The sequence below is a fragment of the Levyella massiliensis genome (assembly GCF_000308275.2).
GTDB lineage: Bacteria > Bacillota > Clostridia > Tissierellales > Peptoniphilaceae > Murdochiella > Murdochiella massiliensis_A.
On sequence record NZ_HG529490.1, the window covers coordinates 215,437 to 233,795 of the forward strand.

At 48.3% G+C, this 18,359-nt stretch carries 6 protein-coding genes; all 6 read left to right on the forward strand.

The features are described from left to right. Nucleotides 1–9: 9 nt before the first annotated feature. Entirely contained in the window at nt 10–2,103 is a 2,094-nt protein-coding gene (gene fusA / locus BN98_RS01025) for an elongation factor G (protein ID WP_019190182.1), read from the forward strand. Nucleotides 2,104–2,199: 96 nt separating this feature from the next. After that, nucleotides 2,200–3,390 (forward strand): elongation factor Tu, encoded by a 1,191-nt coding sequence (gene tuf / locus BN98_RS01030; protein WP_019190181.1) that lies wholly within the window; start codon nt 2,200–2,202, stop codon nt 3,388–3,390. Between the two features lie 416 nt (nt 3,391–3,806). Further along, the gene (locus BN98_RS01035; protein WP_019190180.1) at nt 3,807–4,757 is read left to right on the forward strand and encodes a hypothetical protein; all 951 of its coding nucleotides are present in this window, start codon (nt 3,807–3,809) and stop codon (nt 4,755–4,757) included. Between the two features lie 284 nt (nt 4,758–5,041). Continuing rightward, the gene (locus tag BN98_RS07755) at nt 5,042–8,701 is read left to right on the forward strand and encodes a Cna B-type domain-containing protein (RefSeq protein WP_084765210.1); all 3,660 of its coding nucleotides are present in this window, start codon (nt 5,042–5,044) and stop codon (nt 8,699–8,701) included. Nucleotides 8,702–9,337: 636 nt separating this feature from the next. Then, the gene (locus BN98_RS01050; protein ID WP_019190177.1) at nt 9,338–14,893 is read left to right on the forward strand and encodes a Cna B-type domain-containing protein; all 5,556 of its coding nucleotides are present in this window, start codon (nt 9,338–9,340) and stop codon (nt 14,891–14,893) included. Between the two features lie 159 nt (nt 14,894–15,052). Then, nucleotides 15,053–18,190 carry a hypothetical protein gene (locus BN98_RS08290; RefSeq protein WP_019190176.1) on the forward strand — a complete coding sequence of 1,046 codons (3,138 nt, stop codon included), beginning with the start codon at nt 15,053–15,055 and terminating at the stop codon, nt 18,188–18,190. The last annotated feature ends 169 nt before the right edge of the window (nt 18,191–18,359 follow it).

Consider the following 18,359-nt stretch of genomic DNA (forward strand, 5'->3'; position numbering starts at 1 on the left):
AGGTTCTAATTGCCAGAACATACACCTTTAAAAGATATTCGTAATATCGGAATCATGGCCCATATCGATGCCGGTAAAACGACAGTTACTGAGCGTATTCTGTTCTATACCGGAAAGATTCATAAAATGGGCGATACGCACGAAGGTGCGGCACAAATGGACTGGATGGAGCAGGAACAGGAACGTGGTATTACCATTACTTCTGCAGCAACCACCTGCTTCTGGCCGCGCAACGGTCGCAACCATCGCATCAACATCATCGATACCCCGGGACACGTGGACTTTACCGTTGAGGTAGAGCGTTCCCTGCGTGTTTTGGACGGTGCGGTTGCTTTGTTCGACGCAAAAAGCGGTGTGGAGCCTCAGTCCGAAACCGTATGGCGTCAGGCGGACAAGTATCATGTTCCGCGCATGTGCTTCATCAACAAAATGGACGCAACAGGCGCTGACTTCCTGATGTCGGTGGACACCATTCGCGACAAGCTCAAAGCAAATGCCGTTCCGGTACAATTGCCGATCGGTGCCGAGCATAAATTCGTGGGCATCATCGACTTGATCGATATGCGCGCTGAAGTGTACCACGATGACCTCGGAAAAGAGATCACGGATGAAGACATCCCTGCCGATCTGAAGGATCAGGCAGAAGAGATGCGCGCCAACTTGTTGGAACACCTCTCTGAGGTTGATGACGAATTGGCCATGGCATATCTCGAGGATGAGCCCATCAGCGACGAAATGATGCGCAATGCAATCCGCAAGGGAACACTGGAACAAAAGATTTTCCCGGTGCTCTGCGGTTCCGCTTATAAAAACCGCGGTGTCCAGTTCCTGATCGATGCCATCGTCGACTATATGCCGAGCCCGTTGGATATTCCGCCGGTTATCGGTACATCGACAGATCCGGACAGTGATGAGGAACTTCATCGTGAAGCGGATGTAGATGAACCGTTCTCGGCCTTGGCTTTCAAGGTCATGACCGATCCGTACGTCGGAAAGCTCTGCTTTTTCCGCGTCTACTCCGGTAAATTGGAGAACGGCAGCTATGTCTACAACTCCACAAAGGGCAAACGCGAACGCTTGAGCCGTATTTTGCAGATGCATGCGAATAAGCGTGAAGAAATCGAAGTCGTACAGGCTGGTGATATTGCCGCCGCCGTCGGTCTGAAAGACACCGGCACCGGCGATACCCTCTGCGATCAGGATGCGCCGATTATTCTGGAACAAATGACATTCCCGGAGCCGGTTATCTCCGTTGCTATCGAGCCGAAGACCCGCGCTTCCCAGGAAAAAATGGGCGTAGCATTGGCCAAGTTGGCTGAAGAGGATCCGACCTTCAAGACCTATACCAATACAGAAACGGGTCAGACGATTATCGCCGGCATGGGCGAATTGCACTTGGAAATCATCGTGGATCGTCTGCAACGTGAATTTAAAGTGGAAGCCAATATCGGTAATCCGCAGGTATCGTACCGTGAATCCATCACCGCTCCGGCTGAGGCACAAGGTAAATTTGTTCGTCAGTCCGGTGGTCATGGTCAATACGGTGATGTACGTATCCGCATCAAACCGGGTGAACCGGGAACGGGTATTGTAGTACACAATGTTACCGTCGGCGGATCCATTCCGAAGGAATTTATCAATCCTTCCATCCAGGGTGTGCAGGAAGCTTGCCAGAGCGGTCCTGTTGCCGGATTCCCGGTGTTGGATGTGGACGTCGAGATTTACGACGGTTCATTCCACGAGGTCGACTCGTCGGAGACAGCGTTTAAGATTGCCGGTTCCATGGCTATGCAAAATGCCATGAAGAAGGCAAATCCGGCGCTGCTGGAACCGGTACAGAAAGTAGAAATTCTGACGCCGGAAGAGTATCTGGGCGATGTTATGGGCGATGTCTCGTCCCGTCGCGGACGCATTGATCAAATGTCCACCCGCGCAGGCGTTCAGGTCATTGATGCGTTCATCCCGCTGTCGGAGATGTTCGGCTACGCAACGGATTTGCGTTCTAAGACGCAGGGCCGTGCAACGTATTCGATGCAATTCGACCACTACGAGAAAGTACCTGACAGCATTGCTGAGGAAGTAACGAAAGAACGGAATGCGTAATCTGACAGGTTGCGTATTTTAGCGGAACGTTGGCATTTTAAGGCCATCTGTTCTATAATGATCCATAACGACCAATAGTTGTTTGAGGAGGAAAATATGGCGAAGCAAAAATTTGAGCGTACGAAACCGCATGTAAACATCGGCACGATCGGCCACGTCGACCATGGTAAGACGACCCTGACCGCTGCTATCACTAAGGTTATGAACGAGAAATACGGTACTGGTGAATTCGTTGATTACGCCAATATCGATAAGGCGCCGGAAGAGCGCGCTCGTGGTATAACCATCAACACTTCGGTGGTTGAATATGAGACCCCGAACCGTCACTACGCACACGTGGACTGCCCGGGACACGCCGACTATGTTAAGAACATGATCACCGGCGCTGCTCAGATGGACGGTGCTATCTTGGTTGTTTCCGCTGCTGACGGCCCGATGCCGCAGACACGTGAACACATCCTGCTGGCTCGTCAGGTTGGTGTGCCGAGAATCGTTGTATTCTTGAACAAGAAAGACCAAGTAGATGATGACGAATTGATCGAATTGGTCGAGATGGAAGTTCGCGATCTGTTGAATGAATATGACTTTGATGGCGACAACACCCCGATTATCGTTGGCTCCGCTCTGAAGTGCCTGGAAGAAGGCGGCGAATGGGAAGAGCCGATCATCGAATTGATGAATGCTGTTGACGAATATGTCCCGACTCCGGTTCGTGCGACGGATGAGCCGTTCCTGATGCCGGTTGAAGACGTTCTGACCATCACCGGACGTGGTACGGTTGCTACCGGCCGTGTTGAGCGTGGTGTTCTGAAACTGAACGACACGGTTGAGATCGTCGGTCTTGTTGACAAGCCGCGTGAAGTGGTTGTCACCGGTGTGGAAATGTTCCACAAGCAATTGGATCAGGCAGAAGCCGGCGATAACATCGGCGCGCTGCTGCGTGGTGTACAGCGTAATGAAATCGAGCGTGGACAGGTTTTGGCTGCTAAGAACTCGATTCATCCGCACACCAAATTCGAAGGTCAGGTTTACGTTCTGACGAAAGACGAAGGTGGCCGTCATACCCCGTTCTTCTCGGGCTATCGTCCGCAGTTCTTCTTCCGTACAACCGACGTAACCGGTGACATCCAGCTGCCGGAAGGCACCGAGATGGTTATGCCGGGAGATAACGCTACCTTCACGATCTCTCTGATCTCGCCGATCGCGATTGAGGAAGGTCTCCGTTTCGCTGTCCGTGAGGGTGGCCGTACGGTTGCTTCCGGTGTTGTTTCCAAGGTTATTGAGTAAGCGAAGAATACAATCCAAAAACGCAGTTTTGGCTGCGTAAAAAAGCAAGCTCGGGGTGAAAGCCTCGGGCTTGCTTTTTTTTGTGCGAAAGCGCACGATGGCTCGTAGTCAGGGTCGACCGGATCGATTTTATAATAGAAAAAGTTTTTTTTTATAGAAAAACCAAGGAGAATAGTCTAAAATAAAGAAAAGGCGATTATTACACTTGACAAGGGGGAAGACCACGTGAACACTCTCTTAGATAGACAGACAGATAGACAGACAGACAGACAATCTGTCAGTAGTTTTCGTTCGCTTTCTTTTACTTTTATTTTTTCGGAGAGGCATCACATCGGCCGCCTGTTCATGGCCAATGGATAGCCTCTTTTTTCATGGCAGGAATCAATATCGTGCAGAAGAAAAGAAAGGACTAAAGCATGAAACACTTACGCAATAGAGTATTGGCCGGTGTTGTCGCACTCGTCATGCTCGCCACCGCCGTCATCACGGATAGCCGCCCTGTTCTCGCAGAGGACAAGGCTTCTTCGCATGCCGTGGAGACGTTGGATACGGCTATGCCATTGGAGAAGACGGGGGAAAAGAGTCCGGGCGAGAGGAAAGAGGATCCCGAGACGACGGATACGCTCATGCCATTGGAGAATCCGGGCGAAAAGAGTCTGGACGAGAGGAAAGAGCACCCCGAGGAAACGACAGAAGCTATTACAAAAGCGAAAACCGTGGAAGAGGGGAAGGAAACTGCGGATGCGCCGGCGGCTCAGGCGAAACCGGAAAAAGCGTTGGCCTTGGCGAATGGTACCGGCGTAAACTACACCTTTAGCGCAAACTGGTCAACGAAAACGACAAAGGATTATACGGTTGACACGACGGATCCAACGAAAATTTCTGTTCATCCTTCCGATAATTCACAAAAAACCGTAACCTGGGCAGTTCATCTGGGCGTTCCCCAAGCCCAAGGCACAATTTTTCCCATAGGCTCTGTCAAGATTACGGTGCCCAATTTCATTGTGGAGAACTGGGAAACGACCGACGACACAAAAAAAGTGAATGTCAGTAGTAACAATGGCGCAGTATTGCCTCACATGTCTTGGCAGATCGCAAAAGCGCCGAATCCAAGCACTTCTGCGGATTTCAATTATAAGGATAATAACGATGGTACGTATACTTTAACGAATTACAAGGATCTTAATGGCGGATTTACCTTGGACTTCGAGCAGAGCTTTTTCTTTAAGCCGGCGTATGTAAAAGTAGATTCGGATGGAAAATTAGAAAAGGATTACTCCATTCAGCTCAAGATCGACGCGAATAATGACGGTAGGAATGAAGTAGATGACGAAAAAAACTCAGTCTTCAGTTACAGAATACGCTGAATCCGGGCAAAGTTAAACTTAGTGTTGCCAGAAAGGATAACGCAAAGGGGGCCTACCTGACTTGGCAGAATAGCTGGGGGCCGAGACCTGCGGATGATAAGGGCCAGAAATATTTTTATGTCATTTGGTTCGCTGATTATCAGCGTGGCGCCGGCACATCTCTACCGTTCTCCGCAAAAGTTACCGATACCGGTAGCGACGGAGAGGTCGTTGGCACGGGGTATTATACTTTCCACGATAATACCTTCCAAAATGATCTGAATACGACGTATCCATCTCTTGCGATGATTAAGGATAGTCGGACGTATCGTCAATATCAGGGTAGCGAGTTAGTAGGACTAACCGGAATCACCTATCCACGCAGTTTAGGCGACCATCTGCTTCTCCAAGATATGCAGCCCTGTCTCTCGCAGGCGATCTTAAAACGGTATCCCCTTTCTCTACTTGATGGAAAATCTGATGAAGAGCTGAGAAAAACGGGAATCGAACTGTCCAATGCCGTGCAGGTGGACGAAATTGCCGACAATGGGCAAAAGGACCAAATAAATGCCACGGCGAAGGAAAAAGTTTACTTCTATTTAGGGGAAGGGTCTTTTGGAAAATACAATGTATTCAGTGCAGAGACATCCTTACCCATGGCGAGGACGTACCTTTTAGATGGGGAAACCATTCGATTGGCGGGCAACTGGAATGCCCGTGATCACAGCTGGCACACTTCATCGGTTACCAGACGACCGAATACGGCCAAAGATCAGAAATGGGAGATGAAGATCACCCAGTCTTCGCCCTATTACATTGAAGGGAAAGGAAACGATCTTACGAATTCCACTCTTAACGAACTCTTTGATCAAAAGAAAATGACCCAACTTAGCGATGCGGACTATTTCTATCGTGATTTTAGGGTCAAGTGGACAGAATATGATGCGGCGCAAACATCTCTTGGTGAAGACACAGGGAACCCCATTAAAAATTATGCATCCTATTCGCCTGTTGAGGTATGGGTGCGCAAAAATGGTAAGTCTACCTTTGAACCATATGCCAAGGTAAAACGAGGAAAGGACGGCGCTTATATCGCGACAGATTGGAAGGAACAGCCGTTAGCCACGTCAAAGGGAGTGTTTAGAAGTTTTTGGGCCCTTCCGGACGATGTAGTCGAAATAGAATATCGACACGAGAATGGGGACACCACTTTTCAAACCGACATGACCACCTATGAAAATGTGGTGCTTCGACCAACCACTGCGGTACAAGCGCTTTTAAAAGCTTCTAAGGCTGCAGGAAATAACAGCATGGTTACCGCTGTAGCAAAACGAACCGTAGGAACGATGACAGACAACACTAAGGGGCAACCTTTGGCAGTTACTGCGTATACGCTGCGGGACCTGTCCGTATCCTCTTCTGTTTTTAGTTATGAAGGAAAATTAACCGACGATCCAGAGGAAAGTAAGCAGAAGAGGCGGGTATTTGACTCGAATTATAACGGGGCATACTCTATTTTTTGGGGTATTACGGGTGGTGGAAAAAGTGACAAAGAGCTCGTCAAACGCTTCGCATTTAACAAGGGGACATTCTATGATCTTTTGCCGAAAGACACCTATGTTGATCCGAAGACGACAGAGTTGAAGTTGAATTGGTCTTACTCTGATGGCGAGGGAAATGTCATTCCGAAAGAAAATTACTCCGTTTCTTTCGTGGATGATTATGAGCATTCCGGAAGAACGATGATGATCGTGGAGTACACGATTCCTGACAATCTTCTGGATTTTGGACAAGGCGATCCACAGGTTGTATTTTCCTATGATCTTTACAATACCTATGAAAACATCGTTGACCGCGGAACAGATGTGCTCCATTCGGTTGCGTTTGTGAACGGGAATGATAAGATTCCCTTCCATCCGGGAGGTGCCGTTAAAACGCCGGATAAGCTTGCCGACAAGAATTTTTTCACCAATTTGGGAAAATCAAATGCTGGAAAGATAATGTTCAACCAGGATACGGTTCCTTATGATAAGGTCACGGTCAATCAGTCCGGATTGACAAAGAAGGTAAAGCCGGTTGGTCAGCCTTTATATCAGGCAAGTACAACGGTAGAAGGAAAGAGTGTCTATACCTATAAACTACGCTATCAGACGGAGAAGCAAACAAATGCGGATCAGCTGGTTTTCTATGATGTGCTGGAAAATGGCGCAGAGAACAAGCCTTCCGAATGGAAAGGAACATTGCAATCCGTCGATGTATCCGCCATTGAAGAAAAACCAAGCGCAGGGAAAGAGAAAGGCACACTGGTACCGATCGTTTATTACGCTACGAGTATTCCATCGGAAGATCAGTTTGACGTGACGAATTCCATTTGGTCAACGACGAAGCCTCAGGACATGAAGCAGGTGAAAGCCATCGCGATCGACTGTAGGAAAGCAAAAAATGGAGACAAAGATACAAACTTCGTCCTGGAAAAAGGAGGCAGTCTGTCGGTGCTCGTCAATCTTGTTGCTCCAACAGATCCTAAGCTCGAGGGCAAAAAGGCAGTCAATGAGGGGATGATCAAGACGAGAACCTTCTCCGGTTCAGAAGCCCCTAACACCAAACATGTGAACAAGATCATGGCCAGAACCTTCTCCGGCTCAAAAGCCCCCGCAATCAATACGATTCGGGCACTGCAGGCCGATGCAGAAGTGACGCTAAAAATGCCTAAGATCACGATCAGTGGGAAAAAAGTATGGAATGACCAAAACGACAAAGCGGGGATTCGTCCCGAAGAGGTCACCATTCAATTGTTTGCTAATGGTAAGGATACAGGAAAAATAACGAAGGCGACAAATACGAACAGCTGGAAATACGCCTTTGAGGGTCTTGATCTATACGATGCAAACGGAAACAAAATCGTATACACCGTAAAAGAAGTGCCGGTTAAGGGATACACCACGGAGATTGAAGGAACAACCATTACGAATACGTATAACAAACCGTGGACGCCAATTGATCCCGTCAAGACCTCTCTCACGGTCACCAAAGCCTGGTCCGGCATTGCCCGGAACTACTATGATGCAGCTTCCGTGACCGTCGAGCTTTATAAGAACGGTCAAGCGACGGGAATGAAAGCTACTTTAAATAAGGCGAACCAGTTCACGGCAACGTTCAATAATCTAAAGACCGTCGATGACGTCGCGCAGCCACAGCAGAACCAATACACCGTAAAAGAGCTGGATGCAAATGGAAAAGCACTTGCCAACGGAGACAAAGTCACGATCTTGAACAAGGACTATACTGTCCGGTATGGGCAAGTTGCCGGCGGTAAACAGACCATCACCAATACGCTGGTGAATCCCATGCGCACCATTAGTGGCAAGAAAATCTGGAACGATCGCGGGAATGTGGACGGTCTGCGCCCGAAGACCATTACGGTGCGTCTCCTGGCCGATGGCAAGGAAGTGCAGAAGCTTACCGTGGACAAGGGGCAAGACGGCAAGTGGGAATTTGCCTTTATGAATTGTCCGACGTATGACAAGGGTACGCCCATTACGTATACCATCACTGAGGACAAGGTAGCGTTCTACACGACAAAGATTGATGGCACGACGATCACCAACAGCCATCGACCGAAGCCGACCCCACCGACGCCGAATCCGCCGACACCGGTGGAACCGACGCCGACGCCCAACCCGCCAACGCCGAATCCGCCGACGCCAAATCCGCCGACGCCGAATCTGCCGACACCGGTAGAACCGACACCCAATCCCACACCAAATCCGAAGCCAACGCCTGGAAACCATCCCACACCGTCGGATTCGACGACACAGGAGGTACCGAATAAGAGTGTTCATTCACCAAAAACGGGAGATTCTTTCTCTGTGATGCAATTTGTCGTTGTGGGATGCTGTGCATTGGCACTCGTGTTTTCCACCTTGCGAAGCGTGCAGACGAGAAAGAAGGAAAGAGAGCAATAAACGCATAGAGGGCAGAGACATATAGCCATCTATGTACATTCGAGGGGCCGGCATAAGCCGGCCCCTTTTTGTACGTTGTTTTGGCTTGGCTCCCCTGCGGAACGAGATCTTGGCCGATGGAGATTTGCGCTCTTTATTCAGGCTCGAGAAAGTACCTTCGAAGAACGGATCTTTGAACAATGCGTTTCGATCCTAACTGACGCTGGTATTTTTCGCAGCCAGGGTTAGGGGAGTCGTCTCAACCCTGGTTGGCGAACGTTGGTTTTCGCAGCCAGGGTCGAAGCGGACCGATTTTACAAAAGAAGAAGTCTCTCCTATGGGAAATACAAGGGAAATAGGCTACAATAGTAGAAAGGTGATTATTGTACTTGACAAGGGGGAAGACAAGATGGACACTCTCTTAGACAGACAGACAGACAGACAGACAGACAGACAGACAGACAGACAGACAGACAGACAGACAGACAGACAGACAGACAGACAGACAGACAGTCTATCCTTAGTTTTCGTTCGCTTTCTTTTACTTTTATTTTTTCGGAGAGGCATCACATCGGCCGCCTGTTCATGGCCAATGGATAGTCTCTTTTTTTCATGGCAGGAATCCATATCGTGCAGAAAAAAAGAAAGGACTAAAGCATGAAACACTTACGCAATAGAGTATTGGCCGGTGTTGTCGCACTCGTCATGCTCATCACCGCCGTCATTACGGATAGTCGCCCTGTTCTCGCAGAGGACAAGGCTTCTTCGCATACCGTGGAGACGACGGATACGCCTATGCCAGTGGAGGAGACGGGGGAAAAGAAAGCGGATGAGAGAAATGTGGGTCCCAAACGGGACGAGGAAGCGATGGCGCACACATTGACTCCGGAGACAAAAGAGGAAATGGTGCCAGATTATCCACAAGTCGATCCCGCGACGGACGAGATAAAATCTACTGTTGCCCCTGATGCACAAAAGCAATCTACAACAACGGATACCGCGTCGAAGCCGATGACAAAAGAGAAAAAAGAAGAGGCAGATGCGCCAAACACGGAGAAAAATGTCGACAAGGAAAAGGCTACGGCAACCGCTGGAAGCTTTAGTTATGATTTTGATGTCAAATGGAACAATGGCATTTCAGCGGATGTAAAAGATTATCATTATGAAGAAGATGGTGAAGGCAACCCAGATCGTACAAAGCTGATTTTTACTCCTCAAAATCGATCTTTACAAACGGCTACTTTGCATTATGATTTGGATATCCATGGGGACGCTAATACCGTTTTACCGGAAGGTGCCATCAAGATTAATGTCCCGGCTTATCTTTTTGAGACATGGGATGATAAGCCTTATGAGATAAATTATCAAGAATGGATTTACAATGCCGACGAAACAGTGAAGTGGCAGATTCCGAAAGCGCCTGAATCTTCAACGGTTAGCGATTTTAATTACATTGACAACCATGACGGAACATTTACGGTATCGAACGTTAGGCCTATTTCCGGAAGCACTAAACTTAGCTTTGATCAGGCGTTTCCGTTTCGACCACATCGTGTCAAAGTCGATAAATCTGGTGCTCAAACTCGAGATTTATCCATTGCGTTAACGATTAATTCGAATAAAAGTGTGCCGAAATATTCCGAAACACGTAACCTGAGTGTTCAGGTAAAGAATATGACGAAAGCAATGGAGGTAGATCTCAAGCAGGAACATCTCACTGGAAAACAAGGGGTTTATTTCGAATGGCAGGACGCCTGGGGAACACGCCCATCAGATGCGGATCAGTATTTTTATGTGATTTGGTATGCGGATGTAACGCATCCTTTAGGCAATACGATTCCTTATACGTATCAGGTTATACAGGAGAAAAGTGACGGCGAACTGGTGGGGGTCAAAAAAACACTTTATAGTGGTTCTGCGATTGGTTTTACGCCTAGCATGCATTCTCTTAATACATCAACAGACACAACGTTCAAGGACATCGGGGATTCTACGTCTTTAGATACGCTTACGCAAATTGGCCTGCTTCCTATTATGAATAACTATAACTGTGACACTTCCGTTACCGTTAACGGCTTTCAAGCAGGGGATGGCTGGATTTATGCGCGATTCAGCATGTTAAAAAAGTACCCCATTTCGCTTTTGGAAGACGCGAAGAAGAAAGGAACGGATCTCGCTCGAGATGGCTTTAATATCACCAATACGGTGAAAGTGGTAACGAAATGCGACAATGGGATGCAGTCTGACAAGAGTGACACAGAGGAACAGACGATCCATGTTTATCCCTATGCAGGTGTGAACCACATTTGGAAACATGATGCGCGCATTGATGAAACAGGTGGCGGCACTATATTACCAGGCACTCGGACGTTCTTATTGAATGACGAAGACCGAGATCTGAGCTATAGCACCAAGGATCAGACTTTTTTTACGCACGTAGAAAGTGGAGCACTTTCTGAGCCTGTTTTTGATAAAAATAAAAGAACCTATACAGTAAAACCGTATACAGCGGAGATCACGGAAGGTAAGTTTTACGATACGACAAATCTGTCCTTGCCGGATTATTACAATAAATATATAGGTAAGATGCAGCCGTATGACGATGCGGATATCACCTATAAAAGTGTTATCTTCTCCCTAGACGGCTATGATGCTATAAAGTCTTCGCTGGGCGCTTGGACAGAACAAACGAATCCGGATAAAACAAAAAGTCGTTTTTCTTCCATTGATTTATATACTCGGAAGGTCGGTGAGACAAATTACACTCTCTATGGGAAACTTACCTTTGATTCGAATGGGTCGGCGGTTTTTCAATCCCAAAAGGGAAGCATCCTCATTAAAAATGCAGAAAAAACGCCAATTCCGCTTCCGAGTGGAATAGCTGGTCTTCGCTATGAAGTGCATTCCTCGTATTTTCGTTTTGAGTTTTTTGCACGAACCACGCTAACAATGCATCCAACCAAGAACGTAAAAGCAATCTTGCAACGAGATAAAAACAATGGCAAGAAAAGTACATTATCCACGGATGCAACGGTTACATTCACCGAGTCAGCTTCTCCCAAGGCAAAAGCAATACAAGCGAATACTTACGGTCAGGTTCTAAAGCAATCTTCGGTAACCCTTACGGATCTTACCCCTTGGTTTCAACAAGAAAAAAAAGCGGTGAGCAAGGTGAAAGATGATTCGTCTTCCGGCCTCCAAGATCGAGTGGTTGAGGTATCTTTTAATCAACTCTCTTCCCTTTGGTATACATTGCGCCCGGATCGAGAATATCTGAAGTCTTATGTCTATCCGAAAGGAACGCTTTACGATTTATTACCGATAGGGGTCCAGGTTCCGAAGGATAGTATTGAACTTTACGGTGGGGCAAGAAGTTATACAAAAAAAATGGACTATGCTACGGATTATCAAGTACAGGAGATTCAAAACTGGAATGGCTCTGGCCGGACAATGTTGAAAATCGAATATACGCTGCCGCCGAAATTTGCCGACGTTTTGAAATACCCATCGCCTGGATTTGAAATAAAGCTGCGCTACCATATGTTAAATTCCTACAGCAACATCGTAGACCACGGCAATAGTGTGGTGAATACCTGTGCTCTTAAAATTGATCCATCCGGCACCAACAATTTGGTTTTCGAGCCGGCCGATCAAGTTGAGAAGAACTTTAATAACCTGAAAAATCATAAATCATTGGAATCACTGGTTGGAACGGACTTTTCTCATTGGCGCTTTGTCGACGCCACGATTGGTTTCAATCCCGTTACCGTGACACAATCGGGTGTTGTGAAAAAGGTCCAAGCAAAAAATGATGCGGTGGAAAAGGAGGAAACACACGCCGCCATTGGCGTCCCTTACCAGTATCGCCTTGGCTACGGAACCGCAAGTAATACGCGGACAGATCGTTTGGTTTTTTTCGATATTTTGGATCAGGGATCGCAACACGGCAAGACACCGGAGAAATCAGATTGGCAGGGCGTTTTTGATTGGGTGGACGTTTCTTCTATTTCGAGCAAGCCAGCCTATGGACTTACAGGAGAATTCGCAAATCCGGTGATTTACTACGCCACTACGATTCCAAAGGGATATGACCTTGGTGAAAAAACAACAACGGGCGAGAAGGTATGGTCCACTTCCCAACCGAAGGATAAATCGAGTATTAAGGCGATCGCGGTCGATTGCACAAAGACGAATAAGGGCAATGACTTCATTTTAGATCAAGGGGCAAGCGTCAGCGTTTATGTCCACATGACCGCTCCAAATGACGCTGCGTTAGACGGAAAAACAGCTGTCAATGAAACGGTATCCTATGCACGAAACTTTGCCGGGGAGAAGGCATCTGCCAATTTAAAAACTAAAAAGTACACCGCGAACGCGAAGATTACCCTGCATAAACCGGATCTTAGCTTGACCAAATCGTCGCTGCCAGTAAGTGGTACGGCTCAAGCGCCAACAGAGATCGATAATAAGAAGGATACGTTGGTTGAGTACACACTGACAGTGAAAAATAATCGAACGAACAAAGATGCCTGGGCCACGGTGAAGGATGTCCTTCTTAAGGATGCCATTCCTGCGCACTTGATGGTAGACCGGAACAAGATTACCGTGGTGAAAAGCACAGAACCAGATAAAAAACTATCGCTAACGGACGCCAAAATTGGCCTTATGGGGAAGGGTCAAGATCTTCAGTTCCAGATTCCCGAGCTTGCTCCCGGTGAGAGCCTGACCTTCACCATCCCAACAACGCTGGATGATGTACAAAAGCAAACTACCCGATTTGAAAATACGGCTTCTATTACCGAAGTAGATGGGGTGAAGACAAATATTAACAGCGAAACCACCTACCACCAGGTAACCGTCGATATCGATATTCCTGTGACCAAAATATGGAAGGACTACGACGGGAAAGATCTTACCACGACGCCGGAAAAGGTGACTGTCGCGCTGTATGGCGATCAAAAGCAGTTAAAGACGCTGGATCTTGAAAAAAAGGACAGCTGGAAGGGTACATTCCAGAACGTTTCCCCCAATGATTCTACCGGAAAGTCCTACACCTTTACGGTCAAAGAAGTGGGAACGAATGCCAACGGTCTGATTCAGATTGGAAACGACTGGTATACAGCAAGTGTAGCCGGTGATAAAACCCAGGGCTTTACGGTGACGAATACGAAGCACAAACCGTGGCCGCCAATTGATCCCGTCAAGACCTCTCTCACGGTCACCAAAGCCTGGTCCGGCGTTGCCCGGAACTACTATGATGCAGCTTCCGTGACCGTCGAGCTTTATAAGAACGGTCAAGCGACGGGAATGAAAGCTACATTAAATAAGGCGAACCAGTTCACGGCAACGTTCAATAATCTAAAGACCGTCGATGACGTCGCGCAGCCACAGCAGAACCAATACACCGCAAAAGAGCTGGATGCGAATGGAAAAGCCCTTGCCAACGGAGACAAAGTCACGATCTTGAACAAGGACTATACTGTCCGGTATGGGCAGGTTGCCGGCGGTAAACAGACCATCACCAATACGCTGGTGAATCCCATGCGCACCATTAGTGGCAAGAAAATCTGGAACGATCGCGGGAACGTGGACGGTCTTCGCCCGAAGACCATTACGGTACGTCTCCTGGCCGATGGCAAAGAGGTGCAGAAGCTTACCGTGGACAAGGGGCAAGACGGCAAGTGGGAATTTGCCTTTACGAATTGCCCGACGTATGACCAGGGTACGCCCATTACGTATACCATCACTGAGGACAAGGTAGCGTTCTACACGACAAAGATTGATGGCACGACGATCACCAACAGCCATCGACCGAAGCCGACCCCACCGACGCCAAATCCGCCGACACCGGTGGAACCGACGCCGACGCCCAACCCGCCGACACCCAACCCGCCAACGCCCAATCCGCCGACGCCGGTAGAACCGACGCCGACGCCCAACCCGCCGACACCCAACCCGCCGACACCCAACCCGTCGACGCCGAACCCGCCGACACCCAACCCGCCGACACCGAACCCGCCGACACCGGTGGAACCGACGCCGACGCCCAAGCCACAGCCGAAGCCGTCACCGACGCGGCCGGTGAAACCACAGCCAAAGACGGGCGATTCCAATCGTCTTCTGTTCTGGAGCGCTCTGCTTGGCGTTTCGACCCTTTCGTTGACGTTTCTTTATGCGGCCCGCGAGAAGACGCGGTCCCGTAAAAAACGATAAGGTATAGAAGCAAGCTCCCATTTAAATGTGCTATAATGGAGAAGATTTAAAAAGCAAGAAGTTTATTTTGTAATCCCAAGGCCTGTGTATGACCGAAAACCCTTCGTCCGACCGTCATCCGACGGCCGGGCAAGGGTAAACAAAATGAGGAGGAAATCTATGAAAAGAGCGTTAACCAATCATCCGCTATGGAAACGCGGCTTGGCGTTCTTTACTGCGTTCGCCATGCTGTTCGCGATGATGATGCCCACTGCGCCGGTGGCTAAAGCGGATGGCACAACACTTGCTGTAGAGCAGTATACGAAAACTTCAGGGAAAGTAGCTAAAGGCTCAACTGCCACGAATGCGACCTATAACGGAACGTGGGAAGCCAGCGTGCCGATGTGTAAAATCATGGCAGCGATGGAAAGTGAAATGAGTACTCTGGCGAAGGGGTTCCTCGGACGTTATCCTTATCCCCATGGTAAAGATGGTGCATCCACGATTGCGTATGTGGAATATACGGTCACCTTTCCTAAGGGCGTGGCTATTGATGAAAATCATATTTTGGCTTCAAATAACACTAGTATGTTTAGCCAACCTAGAAAACCTAAAATTTCCAACAATGCCGTTACGTTTAAATTCCCGCTTCAGGATCAGAACTGGAAAGTTATTTATGAGCTCTATCAAAAGGATGTTGTTGACAAACCAACAAAAACCATTAACTTCTCCATTCCCTACACGGTAAAGGCAACGAGTAAAGGAGAAGCCGCTAAAGCGGAAAAGATGAATATTACTGCGCAAGGTGATTTTTCCACATGTCTAAGTGGATCTTCTTGGCCGAAAGGCATGAACGTTACGAATACGGACCAAAGTGTGCGTTCTCTCGCCCCCGGCTTCTCGAATGCTGACTGCTTTACGAATGCGTCGGGTGGTAATCCGAATCCGCAGACCCCGGATCCGAAGGATCCAACCAATCCATCCACACCTCCCACAGTGAAAACAAACAATGTCTTAGACGCCGACCTGCTTCTGGGCACGAATACCGGTAACGATGTTATCGAGCAGGAAAATACGGCAAAGATGGCCTTTACGGGCACGCTTGACGTAAAACCAATAAAGAAGCAAATGAACGAAATTGAAAATGCGCACAAGGGTGCTGAGTTGGATCAAATTGCACTGTCCAATCTTTCCAGCTCCTTTACGGCAACGCTAACGATTCCGACGGGTTTACGGTTTACAAATTCAACGTCGGCAACGTTTAAAGGCGGAAACGGTATTTTTGAGGTCACAAAAACGAAAGTGACCGGAAACACCGTGACGGTGGAATTCACGCTTCAGGATACAGCAAATATTACCACTTATAAGGCTTTGAAAGACGCCATCAATAAGGTCGATGATCTATTAACAATCACCTTCAATGCGGTGGAATTTGATGCCTCCTCAAAAGCAGACGCCGAATATCCGGTCATTGGTACGGTCAACGGTGGTATGAAAGCTACGGCTACGTATAACAAACAAGCCCTCAACTTTGACTTGAAGTGGGATGGCAAGCAATCCGCAGCGGGCGCCTATAATAACGAGCAAAACCAAATCAAACTTGTGGTGAAGTGCACGGGACCTACAGGAACACTTGACGGTGACCTTCTCATTAACGGCGATACGCAGCATACTGATGTGTATTTGACGGGAATGGATACGCCGTTCACGATGACGGGACTGCTTAATGTTAAACCCATCAAAGACGAGCTTTCGAAACTGAAGGCAGCTCATCCACAAAGCGTTGCGGATAAGGATATTGATGTATCGAATATAAAGACCTCGTTTACCGCTACCATGACGTTGCCGAACGAATTAAAATTCCCGGCAGATGCTGCTACGAAAGCTACGTTAGACGGAGCAAATGGTAAATTCAAAATTGAAAGCGCTGAAGTCAATGGCCAAACGATAACCGTTACGATGGTACCGACACTGGATCTGACGAAACTGACTCGCCCGTTTGAAGAGATCAGTGATACGGTTCAAGGTGTGAAAGATGAACTAAAAGTGAATGTTCCGGGTATCACGGTTGATTCGACGAAAGCAAAGTCGAGTACCCAGTACACCATTCATGGCACCGTTAAAGGTGATTTTTCCGCCTCGGCAACAAGCAAGAGCTCAGGAAAGACCATCCAGTTTAACTACACTTGGAACGGCATTCAGCAAAAAGGTGGAGAAGACTCGACGGACCCGACTACCAAAGACATTAAGCTCACCTTGACGACCGCCGACTTCTCTCAATCTGTGGCTCTTTGTGGTGACATTTTGGTCAACAGGGACACCGAACACGATGCCGTTTATGTAGCCGACCACGATGCGACCGTTCCCTTTACAGGGAAATTGGACGTTACGCCGGTTAAGGCGCAATTAAAGAAAATTGAAGAGCAGTATGGAGAGCAGCATGGAGAGCAGGATAACAAGAAGAAAATTGATCCCAAAGCTATTGCTCTTTCGGAGTATTCCTCGCTCTTTACCGCAACGCTGACATTGCCAACAGAGATGGATTTTGTAGGAACGCCGAGTGTTTCGCTTAAAAACGATAACGACAAGTATAAAATCATTGAATCGAAGGTCAGTGGCAAAACCATCACCGTGAAGATGACGGTTAAAGCGGATGTGACGACGTTCGCGGATCTAAAAGACGCCGTGGATAATATGGGAAATGCCCTTGAAGTGGTTGTAGACGGTGCGAAATTCAACAGCCAGGCGAAAGCCAACACACCGTATACCGTCTATGGCACCATGAACGGAGAGCTGAAAGCAAAGGCAACGCATAAGACGAGTGGTACTTCGTTGACTTTCGCTTTCACCTGGAACGCAAAACAGTGCAAGGATGGCGCAGATTACTTGTATCCGAACAGTGAGAACATCTCCTTTAGCTTGAAGTGGAAGAAGTCGTCACCTTGGACGCCGCCTACACCGCCGACGCCGAATCCGCCGACACCGAATCCGCCGACGCCAAATCCGCCGACGCCAAATCCGCCGACACCGAATCCGCCGACACCGAATCCGCCGACGCCAAATCCGCCGACACCGAATCCGCCGACACCGAATCCGCCGACGCCAAATCCGCCGACACCGAATCCGCCGACACCGGTAGAACCGAATAAACCGAAGCCGGTAGAGCCGACGCCGTCAAAGCCGTCGGCGAAGACGCCAACCGCGCCGAAAACGGGTGATATCGCATCTATGCTCCTTTGCGGAGGCGCATTCCTGCTTTCGTCCTTCGGCTATGCTGCATCGAAGGTAAAACGCGGAAAACGCAAACACGAAGAATAATAAATAAAATCTTACGGCACAAACCACAGAGACGGTAACGAAGAACCCTTCGTTACCGTCTTTTTTTGCGCCATAAAAAAACCGACCTCCCAATCGTTAGATTTTGGTCTAACTTTTGGGGGTCGGTACACAATATTCTCTTGACAGCGTGAGTATGTAGCAGTATATT

Coding starts and splice junctions, on each gene's coding strand:
- tuf (WP_019190181.1), top strand. CDS start 2,200: ATGGCGAAGCAAAAATTTGAGCGTACGAAACCGCATGTAAACATCGGC.
- BN98_RS01035 (WP_019190180.1), top strand. CDS start 3,807: ATGAAACACTTACGCAATAGAGTATTGGCCGGTGTTGTCGCACTCGTC.
- BN98_RS07755 (WP_084765210.1), top strand. CDS start 5,042: ATGATTAAGGATAGTCGGACGTATCGTCAATATCAGGGTAGCGAGTTA.
- BN98_RS01050 (WP_019190177.1), top strand. CDS start 9,338: ATGAAACACTTACGCAATAGAGTATTGGCCGGTGTTGTCGCACTCGTC.
- BN98_RS08290 (WP_019190176.1), top strand. CDS start 15,053: ATGAAAAGAGCGTTAACCAATCATCCGCTATGGAAACGCGGCTTGGCG.